The sequence below is a fragment of the Streptomyces gilvosporeus genome, from assembly GCF_002082195.1.
GTDB lineage: Bacteria > Actinomycetota > Actinomycetes > Streptomycetales > Streptomycetaceae > Streptomyces > Streptomyces gilvosporeus.
The window spans coordinates 6173519-6187108 of the sequence record NZ_CP020569.1; the positions used below are offsets into that span (position 1 = coordinate 6173519).

A 13590-nucleotide genomic window follows, 5' to 3' on the forward strand; every position below is an offset into this window, starting at 1 on the left:
GGCGGCCATGCGCACACCACTCTCCGTCGTGATCGGTGCGGGCGGCACCGGCGGCCACATCTACCCGGGGCTCGCCCTCGCCGACGCACTGCGTCGCGCGGTGCCCGACGCGGTGATCTCTTTCGTCGGGACCGAACGGGGCCTGGAGACCCGGCTGATACCGCAGGCCGGTTACCGGCTGCACACCGTCGACATGATCCCCTTCGATCCGGCGCTCGGCGCCCGGCGCTATCTGCTGCCGGCCGCGCTGCTGCGGGCGGGCGCCCAGTGCCGGGCGATCCTCAAGGACCAGCGCGCCCAGGTGGCCGTCGGTATGGGCGGCTATCCGAGCGCGCCGGTGATCGTCGGGGCGCGGCTGGCCGGGCTGCCGAGCCTGATCCATGAATCCAACGCGGTGCCCGGCCGGGCCAACAAGTTCGCCTCCCGGCTCACCCCGCATATCGCGGTCGCCTTCGACACCGGGCATCTGCCCGGCGCGGTCACCACCGGGATGCCGGTCGCCGCGGCCCTGGCCGGGCTCGACCGCACCGCGCTGCGCGACGCGGCCCGCCGCGCGCTGCGGGTGCCCGACGGCGCCCGGCTCGTCCTGGTCAACGGCGGCAGCCTGGGCGCCGCCCGGCTCACCGAGGCCGCGATCGGGCTCTCGCACCGCTGGGCCGCCCGCGCCGACGTCCATCTGCTGGTCAAGACCGGGCCGGCGGCCCTGGAGGAGACCGAGCGGCGGCTGGCGGCGAACGCCCGCGCCGTGCCGTACATCGACCGGATGGACCTGGCCTACGCGGCCGCCGACCTGGTCGTGTGCCGGGCCGGTTCGGCGACCGTCGCGGAACTGGCCACCGTCGGGGTGCCCGCCGTCCTGGTGCCGTATCCGCACGCCCCCGGCGACCACCAGACCCATAACGCCCGGGTGCTGACGGATGCCGGCGCCGGGCTTCTCCTCGCCGACGCCGACACCACCGCCGACCGGCTCGCCGCGCTCGTCGAGCCGCTGCTCGCCGACCCGGGCCGCCTGACGGCCATGGGCGCGGCCGCCGACCCCGGCCCGCACGCCCGCGCCGCCGAACTGCTCGCCGAGCGCACCCTGCGCCTCGCCGCACACCCGTACACCACCGCCCTCAAGGAGGCAGCATGACCACGACAACGAACTGGACCGGCCGCAAGGTTCTGGTCACCGGGGCCGAGGGCTTCATCGGCTCCGCCCTGGTCGATCTGCTCGTCGAGCGCGGCGCGCAGGTGCGCGCCCTGGTCCACTACAAGCCGTATGCCGAGAAGGGGTATCTCGCCCACCGGATGCACGAGGTCGAGATGCTCGCGGGCGACGTCCGCGACGCGGGCCGGGTGAGCGACGCCGTCGCCGGCTGCGACACCGTCTTCCATCTGGCGGCGCTGATCGGGATTCCGTACAGCTACGACTCGCCCGGCGCCTATGTCCAGACGAATGTCGTCGGTACGGAGAACGTCGCCGAGGCGTGCCGCCGGCACGCCGTCCGCCGGCTGGTGCACACCTCCACCAGCGAGGTCTACGGGACCGCGCGGACCGCGCCGATCGGCGAGGACCATCCGCTTACGCCCCAGTCGCCGTACTCCGCCTCGAAGATCGGCGCCGACATGATGGCGCTGTCGCACTGGCACGCCTTCGAACTGCCGGTGACGGTCGTGCGGCCGTTCAACACCTACGGTCCGCGGCAGTCGGCGCGCGCCGTGATCCCCACGATCCTGGCCCAACTGCACTCCGGTGCCCGGCAGATCAGGCTCGGCTCGCTCACCCCGACCCGGGACTTCACCTATGTCACGGACACGGCCGCGGGCTTTCTGGCGATGGCGGAGTGCGACCGGGCGCTGGGCGAGGTGGTCAATCTCGGCACCGGGCGGGAGATCGCGATCGGGGCGCTGGCCGAGGCGCTGATAGCGGCCTCCGGACGGGAGGCGGAGGTGGTCGTCGATCCGGCGCGGCTGCGGCCCTCGGGCAGCGAGGTGGAGCGGCTGCTGTCGGACAACTCCCGGGCGCGCCGGTGGGCCGGGTGGGAGCCGGAGGTGTCGCTGGAGGAGGGGCTGAAGCGGACGTCGGAGTGGGTGGCCGAGAATCTCCGGCTGTTTTCGGCCGACCGGTACCAGGTCTGATCCGCGGGGCCGCCCGGTGGCCGGGGCCGGGCGGTCCCGCCCCCGCCGCCGGGCCCGTGTGCCCCTCAGCCCAGCCCCACCAGCCCAGTCAGCAGCAGCGTCGCGAAGTGGTGCGCCCAGGCCGGGTCCACCGGTTCGGAGGAGACCAGGGTGCGGTGGATGATCGCGCCGGCGATCACGTCGAAGATCAGGCCGATGGCCTGGTCGGCGGCGAGCGCGCCCTCGGTGCCGGGGCTGTCGGGCGGCAGTTCCCCGCGCTGCTGGGCGCGTTCGCGGCCCAGGACGACCAGCCGCTTCTGGCGGTCGACGATCGCCGAGCGGATCCGTTCGCGCAGCGCGTCGTCGGTGGTGGACTCGGCGACCACGCCCATCAGCGCCGTTTTGGTCTCGGGCCGGGCGAGCAGCACGCCGAACTGGAGCACCACGCCCTCGATATCGGCTTTCAGACAGCCCCGGTCGGGCAGTTCGAGCTCGTCGAAGAGGACCGCCACGGCGTCCACGACGAGCTCGTTCTTGTTGGCCCAGCGGCGGTAGAGGGTGGTTTTGGCGACGCCGGCGCGGGTCGCCACCTCGCCCATGGTCAGTTTTCCCCAGCCCACGTCGACGAGCGCGGCGCGGGTCGCGTCGAGGATGGCGCGGTCGGCCTCGGCGCTGCGCGGGCGGCCGGGGCGGCCTTTCCGGGGGCTGGTGGAGTCGGGCATGCGGGCGACCATACCGGCCGGTAGGGGGCCGGGCGACGCGCATCGTGAGCCAGATCACGTCCGGCGGGGCCGGATATCGGTGCCGGACGGGGGCCGCCGCCAGTTACGCTACGACCCGTAGCGTAAGGGCTCGCACGATACGGGCCCACGCGGCGACAGCCACCGGCCGTGGGTGGGGACTCACGGCCACACAGCAGCAACAACGGTCCTCCTCGGGACCGGCTCCGGGATCACCCGGGCGTACGCCGCAATCCGGCGGGGCGTACGCAGGGCGCATGTATTCCGGACCGAGTTACGGATCGCTTTTCGGAACACGGCGCCCAGGGGGGAGGATGGACCCATGCAGCCACGCAACATGTCCATGAGTGGAGTCGTCGACCTCGCAGCGGTGAAGGCGGCCGGGGAAGCGAAGCAGAAGGCCGAGCAGGCGCGCGCCGAAGCCGCCCGCACGGGCGCGCCCGCGGGCGGCGCCCGGCTGGTGTTCGACGTCGACGAGGCGGGTTTCCAGCAGGACGTCCTCCAGCGCTCCACCGAGGTTCCGGTCGTCATCGACTTCTGGGCCGAGTGGTGCGAGCCGTGCAAGCAGCTGGGTCCGCTGCTGGAGCGCCTCGCCACCGAGTACGCCGGCAAGTTCGTGCTGGCCAAGATCGACGTCGACGCCAACCAGATGCTCTTCCAGCAGTTCGGGGTGCAGGGCATTCCGGCCGTTTTCGCGGTGGTCGCCGGCCAGCCCATCCCGCTGTTCCAGGGTGCGGCCCCCGAGGCGCAGATCCGCCAGGTGCTCGACCAGCTGGTCCAGGCCGCCGAGCAGCAGTTCGGCATCGTGGGCGCCCCGGTGGACGCCTCGGCCGAGGAGGAGCAGCCGGCCGAGCAGCCCAAGCCGGCCGGCCCCTACGACGCGCTGCTGGAGGCGGCGGGTACGGCGCTGGACGCCGGCGATCTGGGCGGCGCGATCCAGGCGTACAAGAACGTCCTGTCCGACGACCCGGCCAACCCGGAGGCGAAGCTGGGCCTGGCGCAGGCCGAGCTGCTGCGCCGGGTGCAGGACCTGGACCCGCAGGCGGTGCGCAAGGAGGCCGCCGACGCCCCGGCCGATGTGGCGGCGCAGATCCGCGCCGCCGATCTCGATCTGGTCGGCGGGCATGTCGAGGACGCCTTCGGGCGGCTGGTCGACACGGTCCGGCGGACCGCGGGCGAGGACCGGGAGGCCGCGCGGGTGCGGCTGCTGGAGCTGTTCGAGGTGATCGGCGCGGAGGATCCGAGGGTCACCGCGGCGCGTACGGCACTGGCCCGCGTGCTGTTCTGACACCCATTCGAGGGCTACGGGAGGGCTACGGAGTATTCCGCCCCGTACGACCTCCACACACCTCCCACGAGGTGTCTCGGCAAACGGAACGGCGCCTACGTTTTACCAAATCTTGGTAATCGTAGGCGCTGTTACTTGGAGTAAACCAGGCCACCTGCGTTGCGGTGATGTGCCCGCAATTGCCCGATGTCCCGTTGCGGTCAGTGCGACGGTGTGTGGCTGTTCGGTTTCAGTAAGTCGCGGCTCGTTTATCGCTCCGTTACCCGCAAGTAACGAGCCCCTTGTGCGGCGGCTCCGAATGCACGACGATCGGCCACGCTCGGTCCCTTCCCGCAGCTCCGGCATCCGGTTGGAGCCGCGGGTACTTGGGTCCCCACCGAGTGGTCGGCGACGGTGAGCGCCGACCGTGGACAGGGGGGTCTCTGCCCCACCCGGCAGGGCCTGTCCAGTGCGGTTGCGCGTGAGCGTGGCCAGTGGTTGTCGCTCGGGGGTGATCGCCGGTAATCGGAACGCTAAGCGCCTCCGAGGACAGGCGCTCTCCTTCCCGAGGACGTAGCACTTCTCCCATCCCAGGTGCGGCTGCTCTCAACTGAGAGGGCGGGTACCGGAGATGTACGTCCGAGAAGGAGGAAAGTCATGGAGTCCCTGGCTCGTGGCGGGACCAGATGGAAGCGGTTCGCCGTCGTCATGGTGCCGAGCGTTGCCGCGACGGCAGCGATAGGTGTCGCCCTCTCGCAGGGTGCGCTTGCGGCGTCGTTCAGCGTTTCCGGCCAGCAGTTCAAGGTCGCTACCGACCGCCTGGACGGCACCGGCTTCGTTCAGTACGGGGCCGTCGACACTCAGAAGAACGGCAAGAACGTCCCGGTGGCGGTCTCGGCGTTCTCCAACGCCAAGATCCACAACCTGTGCCAGTCCGTCGTGGTGCCGGTGCCGGTCTTCGGCGATGTGTCGATGAAGCTGCAGGCGGGCGGCGGTGGCACGCCGGTCGAGGCGAAGAACCTCTACATCGACCTCGACCAGCTCAACGCCGACGCGACCTTCAACAACATCAACATCGGTGTTGCTGCGGGCGCGACGTCCAAGGGCCCCGGCATCAAGAAGGGCGACAAGACGGACCCCGGTTCGTTCGCCCAGGAAGCCGACACGGCCACGCTGACCGGCGTCAAGCAGACGGCCTGGGCGACCACGGCCGGCACCTTCAAGCTCAGCGGCCTCAAGATGAGCGTCAGCAAGGGCAAGAACGAGTGCTTCTGACGCACTGAGCGTGCGGGCGCGGGGCGAGCTGTACGGCGGTACTCGCCGTGCCCCGTGCCCGTATGCCCCTTGCGTACAGCAGGCACTCCAGCTCAGTACCACGATTTGCCAGTCCCGAGGAGCTGTACACCATGAGCGCCGACACGCGACCACGGCTGATCGAGTCCATCGGCATGAAGCGCCGTTCGTTCGGGGAGTGGCGTGGCCGCCGCCCGTTCTGGGGCGGCATGCTGACGCTGCTCGCCGGCCTCCCGATCATGTACTTCCCCTACGCGCACCTCTCGCTCGGCGGGATGACCGTCAGCATGGCCACCACTGCCGGCGCCGGCTCGCTGATCATCGGCGTACTGCTCGTCGTGCTCGGTCTGACCATGTGGTTCCAGCCCGTGTCTCGGGTGTTCGCGGGTGTGGCGGCGATCCTGCTCTCCCTCGTCTCCCTCGTCGTCTCGAACTTCGGCGGCTTCGTGGTCGGCCTGCTGCTGGGGATGATCGGCGGCGCACTGGCGGTCGCCTGGGCGCCGGGTCAGCCGGCGGCCGAGAGCGACGACGGCGAGCCGGACCGCAAGGTGGTCGCCGGGCCGGTGGTCGCCACGAATCCGGCACCGGCCACCGGTGGCGGGTCCGGGTTGGGCTTCGGGCTGAACGACCTGTCAGGAACGAGCCCGAACGACGGATTGAACGGGAGGCACCGTGCCGGGTGACGAGCTGCACGAGAACGCAGCCGCCGGGCAGAGAATCGGGCCGCGGCATGCTGCGCCGAGGAGGCCGCTGCTGACTCGGCTTCACATGCCCGCGGGCAAGGCGATCGCCATCGCCGCCATGCCGTCCGCCGTGCTCATGGGTATGGGGCTCACGCCCCAGATGGCGATTGCCAAGACTGCGCCCAAGAGCCCGTTCAAGGACGGCCCGTGCGTCACCGCCCCGGACAAGACGGGCGGGGACACCAAGGCCAAGCAGGGCACGAAGGACCAGCCGACGAAGGACGCCACCCAGCCGTCCGCGAAGCCGTCCGCCAAGCCCTCGTCCTCGGCCGGCAAGGACGCGGGCAGCACGCCCGCACCCGCGCCGTCCGCGTCCCAGAAGACCGACGAGCCCTCCGGCTCCGCGACCCCGTCGCCGTCGGCCTCCTCGGACAAGAAGGACGACGGCGGTCTGCTCGGCGGCATCGGCGATGCGCTCGGCGGTCTCCTCGGCGGGAAGTCGTCCGACTCCAGCAGCCAGCCGTCGTCGTCGCCGAGCCCGTCGGCGACCAAGACGGCCTCGCCGAGCCCTTCGCCGTCCGCGTCCAAGGACACCTCGTCCTCGTCCAAGGACTCCGGATCCGGGACCAACCAGCTCTCGGATACGGTCAACGGCCTCAAGGACGGCGCCACCAGAGCCGTCCAGGACCCGGCGAAGGGGGTCAACGACACCGTCCACGGTGCCGTCGGCACGGCGGACAACGCCCTGCCCGGTGGCGGGCTCGACGGCAAGGACGCCAGCGGCAAGCAGTCCTACCCCTGCGTCGTCGAGAACAAGCAGAAGGGCAAGGACGAGCAGACGCCCGTCACCCTGCCCGACGATCCCTGGCACCTGGAGTCCAGCGGGCTCACCCTGCGCGGCCTGAACTACGAGGGTGTCGTCAACGTCACCACGCAGAACGGCCACACCAAGCAGGTGCTGAAGTTCACCGCCGACAGCATCGACATCGGCGACCTGCACCAGATCGTGGACGACAAGGCGAGCGGCAAGAAGTACCACGTCGAGTCGACGCCCGGGTCCACCTCCACGATCCGCGGCGGCAAGGTGACGATGTACACCGAGCGCCTCCAGGGCAATCTGTTCGGGCTGATCCCGATCGTCTTCGATCCGGAGCACCCGCCGCCGCTCAATGTCTCGTACGCCTATTTCACCAAGGTGAAGCTCGACCAGGCGGGCCAGTTCGGCGGCAATCTTCACGTCCCCGGTATGCATGTGAGCATCAAGGACTCGTGACCATCAGGGATTGAACCCCCGAGCCCCTTCGGGAGCCGCACAGGGAAGGCCCCGTTCCACCGAGGAGGAACGGGGCCTTCCGCATGCCGGGGGGCCTCAGGCGCGGCCGCCGCCCAGGTGGTGCACCCGCACCATGTTGGTGGTGCCGGGCACGCCGGGGGGCGAACCGGCGGTGATCAGCATGGTGTCGCCCTCGCTGTAGCGCTGGAGCTTGAGCAGCTCGGCGTCCACCAGGTCGACCATCGCGTCGGTGTTGTCCACGTACGGCACGACGAAGGGGTCCACGCCCCAGCTCAGCGCCAGCTGGTTGCGGGTGGAGGCCTCCGTGGTGAAGGCCAGGATCGGCTGCGCGGCCCGGTAGCGGGACAGGCGGCGGGCGGTGTCGCCGGACTGCGTGAAGGCCACCAGCGCCTTGCCGTCGAGGAAGTCGGCCATCTCGCAGGCCGCACGGGCCACCGCGCCGCCCTGGGTGCGCGGCTTCTTGCCCGGCACCAGCGGCTGGAGGCCCTTGGACAGCAGCTCCTCCTCGGCCGCCTCGACGATCTTCGACATCGTCTTGACGGTCTCGATCGGGTACTGGCCCACCGACGACTCCGCGGAGAGCATGACCGCGTCCGCGCCGTCCAGGATGGCGTTGGCGACGTCGGACGCCTCGGCGCGGGTCGGCCGGGAGTTGGTGATCATCGACTCCATCATCTGGGTCGCCACGATCACCGGCTTGGCGTTGCGCCGGCACATCTCCACCAGGCGCTTCTGCACCATCGGGACCTTCTCCAGCGGATACTCCACCGCCAGGTCGCCACGCGCCACCATCACCGCGTCGAAGGCCATCACGACCTCCTGCATGTTGGCCACCGCCTGCGGCTTCTCCACCTTGGCGATGACCGGGACGCGGCGGCCGACCTGGTCCATGACGCGGTGCACGTCCTGGACGTCCTTGGCGTCGCGGACGAAGGACAGCGCGACCATGTCGCAGCCCATGCGCAGCGCGAACTTGAGGTCCTCGATGTCCTTCTCCGACAGTGCGGGGACGTTCACCGCGGCGCCGGGCAGGTTGATGCCCTTGTGGTCGGAGATGACCCCGCCCTCGATGACGATGGTGCGCACCCGCGGGCCGTCGACCTCGATGACCTGGAGGGCGACGTTGCCGTCGTTGATCAGGACCGGGTCGCCCTTGGAGACATCGCCGGGCAGGCCCTTGTAGGTCGTGCCGCAGATGGTCTTGTCGCCGGGCACGTCCTCGGTGGTGATGACGAACTCGTCACCGCGCACCAGCTCCACCGGGCCCTCGGCGAAGGTCTCCAGACGGATCTTGGGGCCCTGGAGGTCGGCCAGCACGCCGATGGCGCGGCCGGTCTCCTCCTGGGCCTTGCGGAGGCGGTGGTACCGCTCCTCGTGCTCCGAGTGGGTCCCGTGGCTCATATTGAAACGGGCCACATTCATGCCGGCCTCGATCAGCGTCTTCAGCTGCTCGTAGGAGTCGACGGCGGGGCCCAGGGTGCAGACGATTTTGGAACGGCGCATGGCTTGAATCCTATCGGTTTGTTTCTGAGCGGAATATTCCGGTAGGGGGAAACACCAACGTCTAGGCGTTGACCAGGGCGTATGTCTGCTGGGCGATCTCCAGTTCCTCGTCGGTGGGGACGACGGCGACCGCGACCCGGGCGTAGTCGGGCGAGATCAGCCGGGGCTCTTCGGAACGCAGCGCGTTCAGCGAGGCGTCCACCGCCATGCCCATCTCCTCCAGGCCGGCGACGGCGGCCTCGCGCACCGGGGCGGCGTTCTCGCCGACGCCCGCGGTGAAGGCCACCGCGTCGACCCGGCCGAGCACCGCGCTGTAGGCGCCGATGTACTTCTTCAGCCGGTGGATGTAGATGTCGAAGGCCAGCTGCGCGCGCTCGTCGCCCTCGTCGATCCGGCGGCGGATCTCGCGCATGTCGTTGTCGCCGCACAGCCCGATCAGCCCGCTCTTCTTGTTGAGCAGGGTGTCGACCTCGTCCTCGTCCATCCCCGCCACCCGCTTGAGGTGGAAGGTGACGGCCGGGTCGATGTCGCCGGAGCGGGTGCCCATGACCAGGCCCTCCAGCGGCGTCAGGCCCATGGAGGTGTCCACGCAGCGGCCGCCGCGGACGGCGGACGCGGAGGCGCCGTTGCCCAGGTGCAGCACGATCACATTGACCTCCTCCGGCGCCTTGCCCAGCAGCGCGGCCGTCTTGCGGGACACATAGGCGTGCGAGGTGCCGTGGAAGCCGTAGCGGCGGATGCGGTGGGCGTCGGCGGTGGCCACGTCGATGGCGTAGCGGGCCGCGTACTCCGGCATCGTGGTGTGGAAGGCGGTGTCGAAGACCGCGACCTGCGGCAGGTCCGGGCGCAGCGCCCGGGCGGTCCGTATGCCGGTGATGTTGGCCGGGTTGTGCAGCGGGGCGACCGGTACCAGCCGCTCGATCTCCGTCAGGACCGCCTCGTCGATGACGGTCGGCTCGGTGAACTTCAGCCCGCCGTGCACCACCCGGTGACCGATCGCCGCCAGTTCGGGCGAGTCCAGCCCCAGCCCGTCGGCGGCCAGCTCCTTCGCGACCGCCTTCAGCGCGGCCTCGTGGTCGGCTATCGGGCCCTCGGTCTCGCGCTTCTCGCCGCCGGCGGCCAGCGGGGTGTGCACCAGACGCGAGGTCTCCTCCCCGATCCGCTCCACCAGGCCGACGGCCAGGCGCCCCGCGGCGGAGCCGCCGATCGACTCCGCGTCGGTCATGTCGAGCAGCTGGTACTTCACCGACGAGGAGCCGGAGTTGAGGACGAGGACGCGGGTGGCAGTGGCAGACATGTGCGGCTTTCCGGTGAGATGGGGCGAGTTCAGGCGGTCTGTGCGGCGCCGGGCTGCGCGCCCTGCGCCTGGATGGCCGTGATGGCGACGGTGTTGACGATGTCCTGCACCAGTGCACCGCGCGAGAGGTCGTTGACGGGCTTGCGCAGACCCTGGAGGACGGGGCCGACGGCGACCGCGCCGGCCGAGCGCTGGACGGCCTTGTAGGTGTTGTTGCCGGTGTTGAGGTCCGGGAAGATCAGCACGGTGGCCTTGCCGGCGACGTCGGAGCCGGGCAGCTTGGTCTCGGCGACCGCGGTGTCCACCGCCGCGTCGTACTGGATCGGCCCCTCGATCAGCAGATCCGGGCGCCGCTCACGGACGATCTCGGTGGCCTTGCGGACCTTGTCGACATCGGCGCCGGAGCCGGAGGTGCCGGTGGAGTACGACAGCATCGCGATCCGCGGCTCGACGCCGAACTGCGCCGCGGTGGTCGCCGACTGGATGGCGATGTCCGCCAGCTGCTCGGCGTCCGGGTCCGGGTTGACCGCGCAGTCGCCGTAGACCAGGACCCGGTCGGCCAGGCACATGAAGAAGACTGACGACACGATCCCCGCGCCCGGCTTGGTCTTGATGATCTCGAAGGCGGGGCGGATGGTGGCGGCGGTGGAGTGCACGGCACCGGACACCATGCCGTCGGCCAGGCCCTCCTGCACCATCAGCGTCCCGAAGTACGAGACGTCCGCGACCACGTCGTAGGCCAACTCGTAGGAGACGCCCTTGTGGGCGCGCAGCCGCGCATACAGCTCGGCGAACCGGTCGCGCAGTTCGGAGGTCTGCGGGTCGATGATCTGGGCGCCGGCCAGGTCGATGGCCAGGTCGGCGGCGCGCTTGCGGATGGCCTCCTCCTCGCCCAGGAGGGTCAGATCGCAGACATCGCGGCGCAGCAGCACATCGGCGGCGCGCAGCACCCGCTCCTCGCCGCCCTCGGGCAGCACGACCCGGCGGCGGCCGGAGCGGGAGCGCTCGATCAGCTCGTGCTCGAACATCATCGGGGTGACCCGGCCGGAGCGGGCGACGGAGATACGGTTCGTCAGCTCGGTGGTGTCCACATGCCGCTCGAACAGGCCCAGCGCGGTCTCCGCCTTGCGCGGCGAGGCGGCGTTGAGCTTGCCCTCGATGGCGAACAGCTCGCCGGCGGTCGGGAAGGACCCACCCGGTACGGAGACCACCGGGGTGCCCGGGGCGAGCCGTTCGGCCAGCGCCATGATGTCGGGGCCGGGCCGCTCGTCGAGGGTGAGCACCACCCCGGCGATCGGCGGGGCGCCGGCGCTGTGCGCGGCCAGCGAGCCGATGACCAGGTCGGCCCGGTCCCCGGGGGTGATCACCAGGCAGCCGGGGGTCAGCGCCTTGAGGAACGTCGGCAGCATGGCGCCGCCGAAGACGAAGTCCCGGGCGTCGCGGGCCAGCCCGGAGTCGTCGCCGAGCAGCACCTCGGCGCCCAGGGTGTGCACGATCTGGCGGACGGTCGGCGCCGAGAGCGCACCGTCCTCGGGCAGCGCGTAGCAGGGCACGGGCAGCCGGGCGGAGAGCCGCTCGGCGACGGCGGTACGCAGCTCGGGGGCCACCCGGTTGGCGACCATGGCGACGACGTCGCAGCCCAGCGAGTGGTAGGCGCGGTAGGCGTTGCGGACCTCGGCCCGTACGGACTCCGCGTCCTGGCCCTGGCCGCCGACCACCGGCAGCACCGCGGCGCCGAATTCGTTGGCGAGACGGGCGTTGAGCGCCAGCTCGGCCGGCAGATTGGTGTCGGCGAAGTCCGAGCCGAGGACCAGGACGTACTCGTATTCCCTGGCCACCGCGTGGAAGCGGCTGACCAGCCGGGAGACCAGCTCGTCGTCGCCGCGCTCGGCCTGGAGCGTGGCGGCCTCGGTGTAACCGATGCCGTAGACGGTGTCGGGGGACTGCGAGAGCCGGTAGCGCGAGCGCAGCAGATCGAAGAGCCGGTCGGGTCCGTCGTCGTGGACCAGCGGGCGGAAGACGCCCACCCGGTCGACATGGCGGGTCAGCAGTTCCATGACCCCCAGCTCGATGACCTGGCGGCCGTCGCCGCGGTCGATCCCGGTCACGTACACGCTGCGCGTCACGCGGTGCTCTCCGTCCGTCGCATTGTTCAAGCCATTGTGTGGCTGACAAGGTCAAATTACCCGTTATGGTGGGCTTGCCCCTCTTGACAATACCTGCGCAGAGGGATAGGTCGCTCTCCTAGTGTCCCCGAGGGGTCCGGTACCCAGGACGGCAGGGTGGGACGCGGGGTGAGCGCGGGCACGGTGTGACCGTGAAACAATCGGACCGGCTCACAAGAACCCACCGCGAGCACAGGAGACACAGCACGATGCGTATCGGAGTCCTCACCGCAGGCGGCGACTGCCCCGGACTGAATGCTGTGATCCGGTCCGTCGTCCACCGCGCACTGACCGGCCACGGCGATGAGGTCATCGGCTTCGAGGACGGCTTCTCCGGGCTGCTCGACGGCCGCTTCCGCAAGCTCGACCTGGAGGCGGTCAGCGGCATCCTCGCCCGCGGCGGCACCATCCTCGGCTCCTCCCGGCTCGAACGCGCCCGGCTGCGGGAGGCCTGCGAGGACGCCAAGGACCACTCCAAGGACTACGGCATCGACGTCCTGATCCCCATCGGCGGCGAGGGCACCCTCACCGCCGCCCGGATGCTCTCGGACGCCGGTCTGCCCGTCGTCGGTGTCCCCAAGACCATCGACAACGACATCTCCTCCACCGACCGCACCTTCGGCTTCGACACCGCCGTGGGCGTGGCGACCGAGGCGATCGACCGCCTCAAGACCACCGCGGAATCGCATCAGCGGGTCATGGTCGTCGAGGTCATGGGCCGGCATGCGGGCTGGATCGCGCTGGAGTCCGGGATGGCCGGCGGCGCCCACGGGATCTGCCTGCCGGAGCGGGAGTTCGACGTCAGCGATCTGGTCGAGATGGTCGAGGAGCGCTTCGCCCGCGGCAAGAAGTTCGCCGTGATCTGCGTCGCCGAGGGCGCCCACCCGGCCCCCGACACCATGGACTACAAGAAGGGCGCCATCGACCAGTACGGTCACGAGCGGTTCTCCGGCATCGGCAACGCCCTCGCCCATGAGCTGGAGCGGCGACTGGGCAAGGAGGCCCGCCCCGTCATCCTCGGCCATGTGCAGCGCGGCGGCACCCCCACCGCCTACGACCGCGTCCTGGCCACCCGCTTCGGCTGGCACGCCGTCGAGGCCGCGCACCGCGGGGACTTCGGCAGGATGACCGCCCTGCGCGGCACGGACATCACGATGGTGCCGCTCGCCGAGGCCGTCACCGAGCTGAAGACCGTCCCCGCGAACCGTATGGACGAGGCCGAGTCGGTCTTCTGACCGACCGTCAACG

Annotated in this window: 11 protein-coding genes; 7 read left to right on the forward strand and 4 right to left on the reverse strand. The window is 70.6% G+C overall.

The genetic code is table 11. The features are described from left to right. The first annotated feature begins 7 nt into the window (after positions 1-7). Positions 8-1132: a UDP-N-acetylglucosamine--N-acetylmuramyl-(pentapeptide) pyrophosphoryl-undecaprenol N-acetylglucosamine transferase gene (locus B1H19_RS27730; protein ID WP_083107462.1), complete on the forward strand. Its 1125-nt coding sequence runs from the start codon at positions 8-10 to the stop codon at positions 1130-1132. Then, entirely contained in the window at positions 1129-2121 is a 993-nt protein-coding gene (locus tag B1H19_RS27735; protein WP_083107463.1) for a GDP-mannose 4,6-dehydratase, read from the forward strand. The genes B1H19_RS27730 and B1H19_RS27735 overlap by 4 nt, the downstream gene beginning before the upstream one ends. A 65-nt stretch (positions 2122-2186) precedes the next feature. Here the strand turns inward: B1H19_RS27735 and B1H19_RS27740 are convergent, their stop codons facing one another. Beyond that, positions 2187-2822 (reverse strand): TetR/AcrR family transcriptional regulator, encoded by a 636-nt coding sequence (locus B1H19_RS27740; protein WP_237289531.1) that lies wholly within the window; start codon positions 2820-2822, stop codon positions 2187-2189. 340 nt (positions 2823-3162) lie between these two features. Between B1H19_RS27740 and B1H19_RS27745 the strand changes: the two genes are divergently transcribed. The 4 genes from B1H19_RS27745 to B1H19_RS27765 all read left to right on the forward strand — a co-directional run bounded on the left by B1H19_RS27745 (position 3163) and on the right by B1H19_RS27765 (position 7356). Beyond that, the gene (locus B1H19_RS27745) at positions 3163-4128 is read left to right on the forward strand and encodes a tetratricopeptide repeat protein (protein ID WP_083107465.1); all 966 of its coding nucleotides are present in this window, start codon (positions 3163-3165) and stop codon (positions 4126-4128) included. A 636-nt stretch (positions 4129-4764) separates the two neighbouring features. Further along, on the forward strand, positions 4765-5382 hold the full coding sequence (locus B1H19_RS27755; protein ID WP_083107466.1) for a DUF6230 family protein: 618 nt from the start codon (positions 4765-4767) through the stop codon (positions 5380-5382). A 131-nt stretch (positions 5383-5513) separates the two neighbouring features. Further along, positions 5514-6083, forward strand: coding sequence for a DUF6114 domain-containing protein (locus tag B1H19_RS27760; protein WP_083107467.1), 570 nt, complete (start codon positions 5514-5516; stop codon positions 6081-6083). 85 nt (positions 6084-6168) lie between these two features. After that, positions 6169-7356, forward strand: coding sequence for a hypothetical protein (locus tag B1H19_RS27765; protein WP_083107468.1), 1188 nt, complete (start codon positions 6169-6171; stop codon positions 7354-7356). Between the two features lie 96 nt (positions 7357-7452). Here B1H19_RS27765 and pyk read toward each other — a convergent pair whose 3' ends face one another. The 3 genes from pyk to pta all read right to left on the reverse strand — a co-directional run bounded on the left by pyk (position 7453) and on the right by pta (position 12303). Next, on the reverse strand, positions 7453-8880 hold the full coding sequence (gene pyk / locus B1H19_RS27770) for a pyruvate kinase (RefSeq protein WP_083107469.1): 1428 nt from the start codon (positions 8878-8880) through the stop codon (positions 7453-7455). A 61-nt stretch (positions 8881-8941) separates the two neighbouring features. Next, positions 8942-10177, reverse strand: coding sequence for an acetate kinase (locus B1H19_RS27775; protein ID WP_083107470.1), 1236 nt, complete (start codon positions 10175-10177; stop codon positions 8942-8944). Between the two features lie 29 nt (positions 10178-10206). Then, positions 10207-12303: a phosphate acetyltransferase gene (pta, locus tag B1H19_RS27780; protein WP_083107471.1), complete on the reverse strand. Its 2097-nt coding sequence runs from the start codon at positions 12301-12303 to the stop codon at positions 10207-10209. Between the two features lie 248 nt (positions 12304-12551). On the opposite strand from pta, the gene B1H19_RS27785 reads away from it, so the two are divergent. Further along, on the forward strand, positions 12552-13577 hold the full coding sequence (locus tag B1H19_RS27785) for an ATP-dependent 6-phosphofructokinase (RefSeq protein WP_083107472.1): 1026 nt from the start codon (positions 12552-12554) through the stop codon (positions 13575-13577). Positions 13578-13590 lie beyond the last annotated feature (13 nt).